This is a genomic window from Ancylobacter polymorphus (assembly GCF_022836935.1).
GTDB classification, from domain to species: Bacteria; Pseudomonadota; Alphaproteobacteria; order Rhizobiales; family Xanthobacteraceae; genus Ancylobacter; species Ancylobacter polymorphus_A.
Map to the genome: position 1 here is coordinate 3,209,249 of NZ_CP083239.1, position 13,126 is coordinate 3,222,374.

At 67.5% G+C, this 13,126-nt stretch carries 13 protein-coding genes; 8 read left to right on the forward strand and 5 right to left on the reverse strand.

The window, feature by feature from the left end; translation table 11 throughout:
* Positions 1–3 precede the first annotated feature (3 nt).
* Positions 4–480: a hypothetical protein gene (locus K9D25_RS15125; RefSeq protein ID WP_244376436.1), complete on the reverse strand. Its 477-nt coding sequence runs from the start codon at positions 478–480 to the stop codon at positions 4–6.
* 258 nt (positions 481–738) lie between these two features.
* Here K9D25_RS15125 and K9D25_RS15130 point away from each other — a divergent pair, with 258 nt between their 5' ends.
* Entirely contained in the window at positions 739–2,364 is a 1,626-nt protein-coding gene (locus K9D25_RS15130) for a beta-1,6-glucan synthase (RefSeq protein ID WP_244376437.1), read from the forward strand.
* On the opposite strand, the gene K9D25_RS15135 is transcribed toward K9D25_RS15130, so the two are convergent.
* Together K9D25_RS15135 and K9D25_RS15140 are read right to left on the reverse strand one after the other, a co-directional pair.
* Positions 2,324–2,704, reverse strand: a complete 381-nt coding sequence (locus K9D25_RS15135) for a hypothetical protein (RefSeq protein ID WP_244376438.1) — start codon at positions 2,702–2,704, stop codon at positions 2,324–2,326. The two genes, K9D25_RS15130 and K9D25_RS15135, sit on opposite strands and share 41 nt — an antisense overlap.
* A gap of 66 nt (positions 2,705–2,770) precedes the next feature.
* Positions 2,771–3,733 (reverse strand): DMT family transporter, encoded by a 963-nt coding sequence (locus tag K9D25_RS15140; RefSeq protein ID WP_244376439.1) that lies wholly within the window; start codon positions 3,731–3,733, stop codon positions 2,771–2,773.
* Positions 3,734–3,892: 159 nt separating this feature from the next.
* Between K9D25_RS15140 and glmU the strand changes: the two genes are divergently transcribed.
* Both glmU and glmS read left to right on the forward strand, forming a co-directional pair.
* Positions 3,893–5,242: a bifunctional UDP-N-acetylglucosamine diphosphorylase/glucosamine-1-phosphate N-acetyltransferase GlmU gene (glmU, locus tag K9D25_RS15145; RefSeq protein ID WP_244376440.1), complete on the forward strand. Its 1,350-nt coding sequence runs from the start codon at positions 3,893–3,895 to the stop codon at positions 5,240–5,242.
* Between the two features lie 114 nt (positions 5,243–5,356).
* A complete protein-coding gene (gene glmS / locus K9D25_RS15150; RefSeq protein WP_244376441.1) occupies positions 5,357–7,180 on the forward strand; it encodes a glutamine--fructose-6-phosphate transaminase (isomerizing) in 1,824 nt (607 codons plus the stop codon).
* Between the two features lie 60 nt (positions 7,181–7,240).
* Here glmS and queF read toward each other — a convergent pair whose 3' ends face one another.
* Positions 7,241–7,702: a preQ(1) synthase gene (gene queF, locus K9D25_RS15155; RefSeq protein ID WP_244376442.1), complete on the reverse strand. Its 462-nt coding sequence runs from the start codon at positions 7,700–7,702 to the stop codon at positions 7,241–7,243.
* 119 nt (positions 7,703–7,821) lie between these two features.
* On the opposite strand from queF, the gene eno reads away from it, so the two are divergent.
* On the forward strand, positions 7,822–9,105 hold the full coding sequence (eno, locus tag K9D25_RS15160) for a phosphopyruvate hydratase (protein WP_244376443.1): 1,284 nt from the start codon (positions 7,822–7,824) through the stop codon (positions 9,103–9,105).
* A 92-nt stretch (positions 9,106–9,197) separates the two neighbouring features.
* Here the strand turns inward: eno and K9D25_RS15165 are convergent, their stop codons facing one another.
* Positions 9,198–9,407: a hypothetical protein gene (locus K9D25_RS15165; protein ID WP_244376444.1), complete on the reverse strand. Its 210-nt coding sequence runs from the start codon at positions 9,405–9,407 to the stop codon at positions 9,198–9,200.
* A 295-nt stretch (positions 9,408–9,702) separates the two neighbouring features.
* On the opposite strand from K9D25_RS15165, the gene K9D25_RS15170 reads away from it, so the two are divergent.
* From K9D25_RS15170 to K9D25_RS15185, 4 genes are all read left to right on the forward strand, one after another.
* Positions 9,703–10,035 carry an FtsB family cell division protein gene (locus tag K9D25_RS15170; protein WP_244376445.1) on the forward strand — a complete coding sequence of 111 codons (333 nt, stop codon included), beginning with the start codon at positions 9,703–9,705 and terminating at the stop codon, positions 10,033–10,035.
* 243 nt (positions 10,036–10,278) lie between these two features.
* Positions 10,279–11,352 (forward strand): pyruvate dehydrogenase (acetyl-transferring) E1 component subunit alpha, encoded by a 1,074-nt coding sequence (pdhA, locus tag K9D25_RS15175; RefSeq protein WP_279613744.1) that lies wholly within the window; start codon positions 10,279–10,281, stop codon positions 11,350–11,352.
* A gap of 10 nt (positions 11,353–11,362) precedes the next feature.
* Entirely contained in the window at positions 11,363–11,662 is a 300-nt protein-coding gene (locus tag K9D25_RS15180; RefSeq protein WP_244376446.1) for a hypothetical protein, read from the forward strand.
* Positions 11,663–11,702: 40 nt separating this feature from the next.
* Positions 11,703–13,118, forward strand: coding sequence for a pyruvate dehydrogenase complex E1 component subunit beta (locus K9D25_RS15185; protein WP_244376447.1), 1,416 nt, complete (start codon positions 11,703–11,705; stop codon positions 13,116–13,118).
* Positions 13,119–13,126: the final 8 nt, after the last annotated feature.

Here is a 13,126-nt window from a genome sequence, read left to right on the forward strand (position 1 = left end):
GATTCATTGCGCAGGTGCGGCCGGCGCGGGCGTCGCGCTGGCCGGCTGCGCGTCGGGGTTGACCCAGCAGGCATGCACGCGCTCGGACAGGCGCTCCTGCGCCTTGCTGTCGATATTGCCCTGACGGACGAGGCAGCGGAACGCGATCTTCAGGTGCTCGGTCGGGCAGCCGAAGCGCTCATAGAGTTCGAGATGCCGACGGGCGGTGTCGATGTCGTCGCGCCACAGCAGCATGGCGATCCGGCGCCCGGACCACACGCATTCCGGCAGGCCGGCATTGCCCGGCAGCTTGGCCGCCTCGGCATATTCCTCCACAGAGCGGCGCTGCGCCTCTTCCTTTGCCTGCTCCTCCGGCGACTTCTGTTCGGCGGCTTTCTGCTCGGGGGGAGCGCTTTGCGCCCACGCGCCGCCGGCCGCTGCAGACATCAGGATCAGGCCACCGAACAGGGCGGCGGCGAAGGGACGTACGGAGCACACCATGGGAGAAACGTCACACGCAAAAGAGGAAACACCGGACCGGCGAGGACAGTAGGAGAAGCAATCGAATTTGTCAGCATGACGGCGGGTGCGGAGCGCTGGGGGCGCGCAAAATTTCATAGCTTTGCACACGCCTCTTGCCGTGGCCGCAAAGCCCCGTTACCCGGCAGGGTGGACGAGCCCGAACACCGTGCCCACGCCCTTCGACGAAGCCCCTCGCGACCGAGCCCGCTCGGCGCGTCCTTGGCGGAGATGTCTCGCATGCGACTGCCCCTTGCCCTCGCCGCCCTCGTCTGCGCGGCGATCGTCGCTGTCTGGGCGTGGCTCGGGCAGCCGGTGCCGGCGCCCTTCGCGCCGATGGCCGCGAGCGAGAAGCTGCCCTGCGTCTCCTATGCCCCGTTCCGCCCCGGTCAGAGCCCGTTCACCGAGGATGTCGCGTTCTCGCCGGAACAGATCGACGACGATCTCGCGCGTCTGTCCAAGATCACCCAGTGCGTGCGGACCTATTCCTCGATCCAGGCGGGCCTTGCCGCCGTGCCGGAACTCGCCCGCAAGCACGGCCTCACCGTGCTGCAGGGCATCTGGATCGCCGCCGATCCCGTGCGCAACCGTGCCGAGATCGAAGGCGGCATCAAGGCGGCGAGGGAGAACCCCGATGTTGTCAAGGCCGTCATCGTCGGCAACGAGGTTCTGCTGCGCGGCGAGCAATCGGCCAATGACATTGCCGGCTTCCTGAAAGAGGTGAAGGCGAAGATTCCGCCGCAAGTCCCCGTCACCTACGCCGATGTCTGGGAGTTCTGGGAGCGCAACCGCTCGCTCGCGGATTCGGTGGATTTCGTCACCGTCCACATCCTGCCGTTCTGGGAAGACATGCCGGTGCCGGCAGAGGACTCCGTCGCCCATCTCGGCGAGATCCGCGAGCATGTCGGCGAGATCTTCGCCGGCAAGGATATCCTCATCGGTGAGACCGGCTGGCCGAGCGAGGGCCGCATGCGCGAAGGGGCGCTGCCCTCACCCTCCAACCAGGCCAATGTGATTCAGGAATTGCTGGCGCTGGCCAAGGCCAAGAACTACCGGCTCAACGTTATTGAGGCCTTCGACCAGCCGTGGAAACGGGTGCTTGAAGGCACGGTCGGTGGCCATTGGGGTTTCCTCGACGCCTATACCCGCGAATTCAAGTTCACCTGGGGCGAGCCGGTCTCCGACCATCCCTACTGGATGGCGCAGGCGGCGCTCGGCGTGGTCTTCGCCGGCGTCCTGTTCGCGCTCGCCGGCTGGGCCGGGCGGCGCGCGGGCGGACGGCCGCTCGGCGTGCGGGAATGGTCGGCGGTGGCCGGCATCGCCTTCTTCGCCGGGCTGATGATCGGCCGGCTGCTGGCGTCGGTGCCTGGCGAGAGCCTCGGCGTCGGCGGCTGGATTCGCGGCGCGGCGCTGGTCGGGTTGGCGCTGCTGGTGCCGGCGGCCTGCGCGGTCGCGGTCGGCCGGCGCACCCGCCTCATCACCCTGACGCTGGCGCTCAACAGCGAGGCGACGCCCGGCGCGCCGTTCTTCGACCGCTGCCTCGCGCTGGTGCTCGCCGCCGTCATCGTGCTCGCGGCGCAGATCGGCTTCGGGCTGGTGTTCGATCCGCGCTACAAGGATTTCCAGTTCGCCGGGCTGACGCCGATCATCACCGCCTTCGCCTTCTACGCCATGGTGGCGGGGCCCGGACGGGTCACTGAGGGGCGGCAGGCGGAGGCGATCGCCGCCGGTCTGTTCCTCGCCGCCGGCCTTTATGTGCCGCTGAACGAGACGCTGGCGAACTGGCAGGCGCTGTGGACCGGCAGCCTGTTCGTTGTGCTGGCACTCATCCTCTGGCGCCTCGCCACGGCCGGGCGAAGGATATGAGCAGCAGCCCGCCGGCGAGGCCGGCGAGGTTGTTGTTGTAGACCACCAGCCCGGCGCAGGTAGCCATCAGCGCCAGGGTGAACATGATGAGAGACGGCCGGATCAGCTGGAGGATGGCGCCGATCAGCGCGGCGATGCCGAAGGCGGACTGGCTGAACAGGGCGATCACCGTCGCCCGCGTCTCGCAGGTCAGGGTCTCCAGCGTCCGGCAGGCAAGACCGACCGAGGACTGTTCCAGCAGCGCATAGCGGACATAGATCGCCCAGCCGAGGGCGAAGGCGCCGAGCGCGATGATGACATTGGCGGCGCGGGCGCTGGGCAGGAAGCTGCGATGGGCCACGGTGTCGGTCCTTCTGCGGCGGGCGTTTGTCGGCAGGCCGCTGCATCGCATGCCGCGGCCGGGCGATCAATCCGCCGGGCGCGTTGGGGGTTCCCGCCGCCGGGTGGCGAGGATCACTCCGCCGAGAATCAGCACGAAGCCCACGGCATGGTAGAGGTGCAGTTCCTCGCCCAGAAGCAGCACCGCCAGCAGCACGCCATAGACCGGCATGAGATAGAGCACATTCGCCGTGATCGGCGCGCCGGCCACCTTGATCGCATACTGGAACAGGCCGAATGCCAGCACGGACGGGAAGATGGCGAGAAAGGCGATCGACCCCCATGCTTCCAGCGTCCACGGGGTGGCGGCCCCGCTGGCCGCTTCCCACAGCGCCAGCGGTGCCAGCAGCAGCGTGCCGGCGATGGCATTGGCGGCGAAGGCGGTCTGTCCGCCGAGCTGGGGCAGCGGTCCCTGGCGCAGCATCAGCGAATAGATCGCCCACGCGACCGCCGCGACGAATATGCCGAGATCGCCGCTGTTGAACTCAAGTCCGAGCAGCCGGCCCAGCTCGCCATGCACGGCGATCAGCGCGATGCCGGCGAAGCCCGCCAGAGAACCGACCAGCTGGATCGCCGGTAGCCTCTGGCGCTTCAGCAGCGCGTCCAGCACCACGATCATCAGCGTGGCGGTGGTGTAGATCAGCGTCGCATTGGCGGCGGTGGTGTGCCGCAGCGCGACATAGACATTGCCGCCGCACAGCACCATGCCGAAAAAGCCCAGCAACAGCACGCGCCACCATTCCCGCCGCAGCAGTTCGCGATGGCGCAGCAGCGCGCCCGCCGTCAGCGGCAGGAGTATCGCCACCGCCAGCAGCCAGCGCCAGAAGGCGAGCGACCAGGGCGGCACCAGCTCCGCCACCGCACGGCCGACGATGAGATTGGTGGAGAAGAACAGCGGCATCGCCAGCAGCGCCACGATCGCCCACGGGTCGTGCGCGAGGCCAGTTGCGGCGGGTGGGGAATCGCGGCGTGTGTCGGGGCGGGAGTCCATGGCGCGTGGTGATACACGCTTCCCCGCCTGCCGTCGCGAGCTCGACGGGAGCCGAGAACGCCGGGTGGTCTTTTCGCGTCGTTCCCGCCGGGCTAGATAGCGCCTTACCGCGAAAGCCCTGCCCGGGCCGCGTCCCGCGTGCCGCTCTGGAGACCGCCGATGCGCCAGCTTCTCGTCATCGTCCTCGCCGCCGGGGAGGGCACGCGCATGCGCTCGGCGCTGCCGAAGGTTCTGCACGCGGTCGCCGGACGGCCGATGGTGGCGCATGTGCTGGACGCGGCGCTGGCCGCTGGCGCGGCGCGGCTCGCGGTGGTGATCGGGCCCGACCACGACAAGGTGGCGACGGAGGTGCGCCGCGTGGCGCCGGAGGCCGAGATCTTCGTGCAGACCGAGCGGCGCGGCACGGCCCATGCCGTGCTCGCGGCGCGGGCGGCGCTGGAGCGCGGTTTCGACGATGTGGTCGTCATGTATGGCGACACGCCGCTGGTGCAGCCGGAAACCCTCGCCGCGCTGCGGGCGCCGCTGGCGCAGGGCGCCGGCGTCGCCGTGCTCGGCTTCCGCCCCGCCGACCCCACCGGCTATGGCCGCCTTGTCACCGAAGGCGGCGAACTCATCGCCATTCGCGAGGAGAAGGAGGCGAGCGAGGCCGAGCGCGCGATTCGCCTGTGCAATGCCGGGCTGATGGCGCTCGATGGCCGCGCGGCGCTTGGCCTGCTGGAACAGGTCGACGACGCCAATGCCAAGCGCGAATTCTACCTTACCGACGTGGTTTCCATCGCCCGTGCGCAGGGGCGAAGCACCGCCGTGTGCGAGGTGGTGGCGGAGGAGGTGGCCGGCGTCAACAGCCGCGCCCAGCTCGCCGAGGCGGAAGCCATTTTGCAGCGGCGTCTGCGGGCGCGGGCGCTGGAAGCGGGGGTGACGCTGGTGGCGCCGGAAACGGTGTTCCTTTCGGCCGATACGCGCTTCGGCCGCGATGTGATCGTGGAGCCGAACGTGGTCTTCGGCCCCGGCGTGCGGGTGGAGGAGGGCGCCACGATCCGCGCCTTCAGCCATGTGGAGGGCGCGCATATCGGCCCCGGCGCCATTGTCGGCCCCTTCGCCCGCCTGCGTCCCGGCGCGGCACTGGGGCAGGGGGTGCATGTCGGCAATTTCGTGGAGATCAAGGCGTCCGACCTCGCGGCGGGCGCGAAGGTGAATCACCTGTCCTATGTCGGGGATTCCAGTGTCGGCGCGAACACCAATATCGGCGCAGGCACCATCACCTGCAATTATGATGGCTTCCGCAAGCACCGCACCACCATCGGCGCTAACGCCTTTGTCGGCACCAACAGTCTGCTCGTGGCGCCGGTGAGCGTCGGCGACGGCGCCTATATCGGCACCGGCTCGGTCATCACCGACGACGTGCCGGCGGACGCGCTGGCCATCGGCCGGGCGCGGCAGGTCAACAAGCCGGGACTGGCGGCGCGGCTGCGGGCGCGGCTCTCCGCCGGGCTCGGGCCGAAGAAATGACACGAAGCCGGCGATACGAAGCGACACCGGAATTGATTTCAGCGCTTCGGTGACGGCCGGTTAAACCCGCCATCGTAGCCTCGCGGATCGTCGCTTCACGAAAGGGCCCGGCTCATGTGTGGAATCATAGGCATTGTCGGCACCGAGCCGGTTGCGGATCGCCTGATCGACTCGCTGAAGCGGCTGGAATATCGCGGTTATGATTCCGCCGGCATCGCCGCGCTGCAGGGCGGGCACATTTCCCGTCGCCGCGCCGAGGGCAAGCTGCGCAATCTGGAAGAGGTGCTGCGCCAGACGCCGCTGGAGTCGCGCATCGGCATCGGCCACACACGCTGGGCCACCCATGGCCGGCCCAGCGTCGCCAATGCCCATCCCCACGCTACAACGGAAGTCGCGGTGGTGCATAACGGCATCATCGAGAATTTCCGCCAGCTGCGCGACGAACTCCTCGCGTCCGGCGCCAATTTCGAAAGCGAGACCGATACCGAGGTCGTCGCCCATCTGGTGACGCGCGAACTGCGTGCCGGCCTCAGCCCAACCGACGCCGTGGCGGCGGCGCTGCCGCGCCTTCAGGGGGCTTTCGCGCTCGCCTTTCTGTTCGATGGCGACGAGGACCTGCTGATCGGCGCCCGCAAGGGCAGCCCGCTCGCCATCGGCTATGGCAAGGGCGAGATGTATCTCGGCTCGGACGCCATCGCGCTCGCGCCGTTCACGGACACCATCGCCTATCTCGAAGATGGTGACTGGGCGGTGCTGCGCGCCAAGGGGATCGAGATCCGCGATTGCGCGAACCACCGGGTGGAGCGCGCGGTGCAGAAGACCACGGCCACCGCCTTTCTCATCGAGAAGGGGGCCTTCCGCCATTTCATGGCCAAGGAGATGCACGAGCAGCCCGAGGTCGTCGCGCACACGCTGGCGCATTATCTCGACATGGCCAATGAGACGGTGCAGCTCCCCGAACTGCCGTTCGACTTCGCCAAGCTTGAGCGCGTCTCCATCGCCGCCTGCGGCACCGCCTATTATGCCGGGCTGATCGCGAAATACTGGTTCGAGCGCTATGCGCGCCTGCCGGTGGAGATCGACGTCGCCTCGGAGTTCCGCTACCGCGAGGCGCCGCTGCCGGCCAACGGGCTTGCCATCGTCATCTCGCAGTCCGGCGAGACCGCCGACACCCTCGCCTCGCTGCGCTATGCCGGGCAGGAGAAGCAGCACCTGCTCGCGGTGGTGAACGTGCCGACCTCCACCATCGCCCGTGAGGCGCATGCGGTGCTGCCGACGCTGGCCGGGCCTGAGATCGGCGTTGCGTCCACCAAAGCCTTCACCTGCCAGTTGGCGACGCTGGCGGCGCTGGCCGTCGCGGCCGGGCGCGCGCGTGGCGTGCTCTCGGTGGAGGAGGAACGGTCGCTGGTGCATGCGCTCGTGGAAGTGCCGCGCCTGATGAACCGTGCGCTCGATCTCGGCCCTGATATCGAGCACCTCGCCCGCAGCTTCGCCAAGACCAAGGACGTGCTCTATCTCGGCCGCGGCACCTCCTTCCCGCTGGCGATGGAAGGGGCGCTGAAGCTCAAGGAAATCTCCTATATCCATGCCGAGGGCTATGCCGCCGGCGAACTCAAGCACGGGCCGATCGCGCTCATCGACGAGAACATGCCGGTGGTGGTGATTGCCCCGCACGACGCCGTGTTCGAAAAGACCATGTCGAACATGCAGGAAGTGGCGGCGCGCGGCGGGCGAATCATTCTCATCACCGACGAGGCCGGCGCGAAACAGGCGGTGCTGGAGACCGAGGCGACGCTGGTGCTACCGGACATGAACCCGTTCATCACCCCGCTGGTCTACGCCCTTCCGGTGCAGCTGCTCGCCTACCATACGGCGGTGGCGATGGGCACCGATGTCGACCAGCCGCGCAATCTGGCGAAGTCCGTCACGGTGGAGTAGGGACCTCGCGCCGTCATTCCGGATCGGCCTGCGGCCGTCCGGGATGACGGTGTGCGGCTCTCACCCCCGCCCGCGATAGGGCGCAACGCCCTGGTCCGGCAGCCACACGCCCTCAAGCGGCGCGCCGCTCTGCCAGAACACGTCGATCGGGATGCCGCCGCGCGGGTACCAATAGCCGCCGATGCGCAGCCAGCGCGGGCTGAGCAATGCGTGCAGCCGCAGGCCGATGGCGACGGTGCAGTCCTCATGGAAGGCGCCGTGGTTGCGGAAGCTGCCGAGATAGAGCTTCAACGATTTCGATTCGACCAGCCAACCGTCCGGCACATAGTCGATCACCAGCTGGGCGAAGTCCGGCTGGCCGGTCACCGGGCAGAGCGAGGTGAATTCCGGTGCGGTGAAGCGGGCGACGTAATTCGTGCCTGGGTGCGGATTCGGCACCTTCTCCAGCACCGCCTCGTCCGGGCTGGCGGGCAGGTTGGTGGGGCGGCCGAGCTGGGTCGTGCCGTCGGCGATGTCGGTCATGGCGGCGGTCTCCTGGGGGAGGGGGCGGGCGATATGTCGCTGGCACCTCTTTCGCATGTCACATGGCCGGAGTAGAAGCGCCTCGACCATCCTGACCGAGTTGAGCATTGGGGAAACGTATGACCGCCATCGTCGATATCGTTGGGCGTGAAATCCTGGACAGCCGCGGCAATCCCACCGTCGAGGTGGATGTGATGCTGGAAGACGGCTCGCAGGGCCGCGCCGCCGTCCCCTCGGGCGCCTCCACCGGCGCGCATGAGGCTGTCGAGCTGCGTGACGGCGACAAGGCGCGCTATCTCGGCAAGGGCGTGCTCAAGGCTGTCGAAGCGGTCAATGGCGAGATCTTCGACGCCATTGGCGGCATGGACGCTGAGGACCAGCCGGCCATCGACCAGATTCTGATCGAGCTGGACGGCACGCCGAACAAGTCCCGCCTCGGCGCCAACGCCATTCTCGGCGTCTCGCTGGCGCTCGCCAAGGCCGCTGCCGCCGCCCGCGACCTGCCGCTCTACCGCTATGTCGGCGGCGTGAACGCCCGCACCCTGCCGGTGCCGATGATGAACATCATCAATGGCGGCGCCCATGCCGACAACCCGATCGACTTCCAGGAATTCATGATCCTGCCGGTCGGCGCCCCGACCTTTGCCGAAGGCCTGCGCACCGGCGCGGAAATCTTCCACACGCTGAAAAAGGCGCTCAAGGACGCCGGCCACAACACCAATGTGGGCGACGAGGGCGGCTTCGCCCCCAACCTGCCCTCCGCCGACGCCGCGCTCGCCTTCGTGGTGAAGGCCATCGAGACCGCCGGCTACAAGCCCGGCGAGGACGTGTTCATCGGCCTCGACTGCGCCTCGACCGAGTTCTTCAAGAACGGCAAGTACGACTATGAAGGCGAGGGCGCGGTGCGCGATATCGAGGCGCAGGTGAAGTACCTCGCCGATCTCGTCGGCCGCTACCCGATCTGCACCATCGAGGACGGCATGGCCGAGGACGATTGGGCGGGCTGGAAGCTGCTCACCGACACCATCGGTTCCAAGTGCCAGCTGGTGGGCGACGACCTGTTCGTCACCAACGTCACCCGCCTGTCGGCCGGCATCACGCAGGGCGTCGCCAACTCGATCCTGGTCAAGGTCAACCAGATCGGTTCGCTGACCGAGACGCTGAACGCGGTGGAGATGGCGCACAAGGCCGGCTACACCGCCGTCATGTCGCACCGCTCGGGCGAAACCGAGGATTCCACCATCGCCGATCTCGCGGTCGCCACCAATTGTGGGCAGATCAAGACCGGCTCGCTGGCCCGCTCGGACCGCACCGCCAAGTACAACCAGCTGCTGCGCATCGAGCAGGAGCTGGGCCCGCAGGCGATCTACGCCGGCCGTTCGGCGATCAAGTCGCTGGCCTGAAAGCCGGCGCACCTGCCCTAGAATGCGAAAAGCCCCCGTCCTGGACGGGGGCTTTTTTTGTCGGGGCAGGCTTTGCGAGGGCGCTGGCTTGGTCAGCGCTTCAGCCGTTCGTATTCTGCCCTGAGGCGCGGCAGGTCGGGCACTTGCGGTGCGTCCGGCTCCAACAGGCCGCCGCTGATCTCCAGCGCGGCAATGGGCCAGAGGCGCTCCACCAGCGCCGGAATCTCGTCGGGCGGCACGGCCGCCATCTGCGCGTCCATGGCGCAGAGAGCGCGGGCGCGTTCTTCGACATTACGGGTCATGCATCGGCCTCCGTGCGTCCGGCCGGGGCCGGATCCACCGGGGAAGCTGCTCCGGTTCAGGCTCGGCGTCGATCCACACCGGCTTGGCAGGCCAGACGGTAGCAGTCCCCGACCCTCGTCACTGTCCAAAATGACACACAGGGCGGTAGCGACGCGCCTTTGGCGGTGTCACGTTCCCGGCATCCGCCGGCTAGCCGGTGCAGGCTCGATGCGGGAGGTTGAGTGCGCTGCGAAAAGAGGGGTTTCGGTCGTTAGCGTTAACCGGCCCTCAACCGCGCCGGACTAGGCTCGCCTCATGATCATTCGCACCCGCTGGCGCTCCTTCTTCCAGACCGTCATCCTCCATCTCGGAGCGGCGGCGCTCGTCGGCTATTTCGCCTTCCAGGGCTATAATGGCCAATACGGGCTTCTGGCCCGCCGCAACTTCGAGCAGCAGCACGCGGAGTTGACACAGGAGCGCGACAAGCTGCGGGCGCAGCGCCAGGCGCTGCAGGCCAAGGTGGCGCTCATGTCGCCCGATCTGGTCGATGCCGACATGCTGGACGAGCAGGCGCGCGTGCTGCTGAACCTCGTGCATCCCAAGGATCTCGTGCTGCTGCGCGTTCCGAACAGCGCGCAGGCCAATTGACCGAAAATTCATCGGCGACGCGGAAGTCTGGTATGCCAGCGTCGTTCCGATAGGAAATGACGCTATTCCAGACGCTTAACTTGATTTGAGCTAAATGCTCGTTTGAACTGAAATTGAGTTTAATTGCGGAAACCGTTGCGCGCACAACATGTTGTGCGTCGCAGCATTGCGTTGAGCGCGTAGCGCGGGCAGCGAAGGTGCGTTATTAACGTGCCGACTTTGTCCCCGAGCTGAGGATGCGCCATGGCAGTTGCCGCCAACAAATCGGCCGTTGGAAGAGCCCCCACCGCGAAAGCGCCGGCCCGGGCCGCAGCCCGGAGCTCCGCGCGGCGGACGGACGGCACGGCGGCGGTTGTCGAGTTCACCCGGGAGCAGGAACTCGAGGCCTATCGCCGGATGCTGGAAATCCGCCGCTTCGAGGAAAAGGCCGGCCAGCTCTACGGCATGGGCCTCATCGGTGGCTTCTGCCATCTCTATATCGGCCAGGAAGCCGTCGTCGTCGGCATGCAGGCGGCCCTCAAGGAGGGCGATCAGGTCATCACCGGCTATCGCGACCATGGCCACATGCTGGCCTGCGGCATGGACCCCAAGGGTGTCATGGCCGAGCTCACCGGCCGCCGCGGCGGCTATTCCAAGGGCAAGGGCGGCTCGATGCACATGTTCAGCATCGAGAAGGGCTTCTTCGGCGGTCACGGCATCGTCGGCGCCCAGGTCTCGCTCGGCACCGGCCTCGCCTTCGCCAATCACTACCGCGACAATGGCAATGTGACCTTGGCCTATTTCGGCGACGGCGCCGCCAATCAGGGCCAGGTCTATGAGAGCTTCAACATGGCGGAGCTCTGGAAGCTGCCGGTCGTCTACATCATCGAGAACAACAAATACGCCATGGGCACCGCGGTGAACCGCGCCTCCGCCCAGACCGATTTCTCCAAGCGCGGTTCCTCCTTCAACATTCCCGGCGAGCAGGTCGACGGCATGGATGTGCGGGCGGTGCAGGCGGCCGGCGAGCGCGCGGTCGAGTTCGCGCGCTCCGGCAAGGGGCCCTACATCCTCGAAATGCTCACCTACCGCTATCGCGGCCACTCCATGTCCGACCCGGCCAAGTACCGGTCGAAGGAGGAGGTGCAGAAGATGCGCACCGAGCACGATCCGATCGAGCAGGTGCGTAACCGCCTGCTGGAAAAGAAGTGGGCCACCGAGGAAGAGCTGAAGGCGATCGATGCCGAGCTGCGCGACCAGATGAACGCGGCGGCGGATTTCGCCAGCACCGACCCGGAGCCGGACCCGTCCGAGCTCTACACCGACATCCTGCGCTGAGCGCGGCGCGATGCTGGCCAGCATCTTCTGGGTCACTCTCGTCGCCGGTGTGTCGGCGGCGGTGGTGCTGTGGGTTCTCGCGGCGCGCGTTGCCCTCGGCATCGTCCGCGTCGCCGGCTCCTCCGTCCCGCGTGTCCTGGCGGCCGTGTTCTGGCCGTTCGGCGCGCGGTATCTGGCGGGCGCCACCTCGGCCGAAGCGACCGTGCTGAACAAGATGCTGGTCGCCTTCTTCGCCGCCCTTCTCGTCGCCATCGCCTCGATGGCCGTCTACAGCAATCTCACTCTGGTGCTTCCGGTACCGAAGCCGTGACGCGCGAGTTTTGACGCACGTTTCTCTGGGGAACGCCGCCATGCCGACCGAAGTTCTCATGCCTGCCCTCTCGCCGACCATGGAGAAGGGCAACCTCTCCAAGTGGCTCAAGAAAGAGGGCGATCAGGTCAAGTCCGGCGACGTCATCGCCGAGATCGAGACCGACAAGGCCACGATGGAAGTCGAGGCCATTGACGAGGGCACCCTCGGCAAGATCCTGGTGCCCGAGGGCACGCAGGATGTCGCGGTGAACACCCCGATCGCCGTCATTCTCGCCGACGGCGAAGACGCCGCCGCCATCGGCATGCCGAGCCCGCAGGCCGCCGAATCGGCGCCGCCCATTGCCGCCGCTCCGGTTGAGCCCTCGCCGGTCGCCGCTGCGGCGCCGGCCACGCCCGCCGTGGTCAATTCCGCCGTCGCCGCTCCGCCCCAGCCGGAGGCGCTGCCCGAGCCGGACGTGCCCGAAGGCACGGAGCTCGTCAGCCAGACCATGCGCGAGGCGCTGCGCGACGCCATGGCCGAGGAAATGCGCCGCGACGCCGACGTCTTCGTCATGGGCGAGGAAGTCGCGGAATATCAGGGCGCCTACAAGATCACCCAGGGCCTGCTGCAGGAATTCGGCGCCCGCCGCGTCATCGACACGCCGATCACCGAGCACGGCTTCGCTGGCGTCGGCGTCGGTGCGGCGATGGCCGGGCTGAAGCCCATCGTCGAGTTCATGACCTTCAATTTCGCCATGCAGGCGATCGACCAGATCATCAACTCCGCCGCCAAGACCCACTACATGTCCGGCGGGCAGATCGGCTGCTCCATCGTCTTCCGTGGCCCCAATGGCGCGGCGGCGCGCGTCGCAGCCCAGCACAGCCAGGACTACACCGCCTGGTACAGCCACATTCCCGGCCTCAAGGTGATCGCGCCCTATACGGCGGCGGATGCCAAGGGCCTGCTCAAGGCGGCGATCCGCGATCCCAACCCGATCATCTTCCTTGAGAACGAGATCCTCTACGGCCACTCCTCGCCGGTGCCGAAGCTCGACGATTTCATCGTCCCCATCGGCAAGGCGAAGATCGCCCGTCCGGGCAAGGACGTGACGCTGGTGTCCTGGTCCATCGGCATGAACTACGCGCTGAAGGCGGCGGAAGAGCTCTCCAAGCTCGGCATCGAGGCCGAGGTGATCGACCTGCGCACCATCCGCCCGATGGACGTGCCCGCCATCGTCGCTTCGGTGCAGAAGACCGGGCGCTGCGTGACGGTGGAGGAAGGCTGGCCGCAGTCGGGCGTCGGCGCCGAGATCGTCGCCCAGCTGATGGAGAAGGCGTTCGACTATCTCGACGCGCCGGTGCTGCGCGTGACCGGCAGGGACGTTCCCATGCCTTACGCCGCCAATCTGGAGAAGCTGGCCTTGCCGTCGGTGCAGGACGTCATCGACGCCGCCCGCGCCGTCACCTATCGCTGAGGTCGGAG

Excerpts from the sequence above, each read along its gene's own strand:
- glmS (WP_244376441.1), top strand. The coding sequence starts at position 5,357 with ATGTGTGGAATCATAGGCATTGTCGGCACCGAGCCGGTTGCGGATCGC.
- glmU (WP_244376440.1), top strand. The coding sequence starts at position 3,893 with ATGCGCCAGCTTCTCGTCATCGTCCTCGCCGCCGGGGAGGGCACGCGC.
- K9D25_RS15180 (WP_244376446.1), top strand. The coding sequence starts at position 11,363 with ATGCTGGCCAGCATCTTCTGGGTCACTCTCGTCGCCGGTGTGTCGGCG.
- pdhA (WP_279613744.1), top strand. The coding sequence starts at position 10,279 with ATGGCAGTTGCCGCCAACAAATCGGCCGTTGGAAGAGCCCCCACCGCG.
- queF (WP_244376442.1), bottom strand. The coding sequence starts at position 7,702 with ATGACCGACATCGCCGACGGCACGACCCAGCTCGGCCGCCCCACCAAC.
- eno (WP_244376443.1), top strand. The coding sequence starts at position 7,822 with ATGACCGCCATCGTCGATATCGTTGGGCGTGAAATCCTGGACAGCCGC.
- K9D25_RS15170 (WP_244376445.1), top strand. The coding sequence starts at position 9,703 with ATGATCATTCGCACCCGCTGGCGCTCCTTCTTCCAGACCGTCATCCTC.
- K9D25_RS15140 (WP_244376439.1), bottom strand. The coding sequence starts at position 3,733 with ATGGACTCCCGCCCCGACACACGCCGCGATTCCCCACCCGCCGCAACT.
- K9D25_RS15165 (WP_244376444.1), bottom strand. The coding sequence starts at position 9,407 with ATGACCCGTAATGTCGAAGAACGCGCCCGCGCTCTCTGCGCCATGGAC.
- K9D25_RS15130 (WP_244376437.1), top strand. The coding sequence starts at position 739 with ATGCGACTGCCCCTTGCCCTCGCCGCCCTCGTCTGCGCGGCGATCGTC.
- K9D25_RS15125 (WP_244376436.1), bottom strand. The coding sequence starts at position 480 with ATGGTGTGCTCCGTACGTCCCTTCGCCGCCGCCCTGTTCGGTGGCCTG.
- K9D25_RS15185 (WP_244376447.1), top strand. The coding sequence starts at position 11,703 with ATGCCGACCGAAGTTCTCATGCCTGCCCTCTCGCCGACCATGGAGAAG.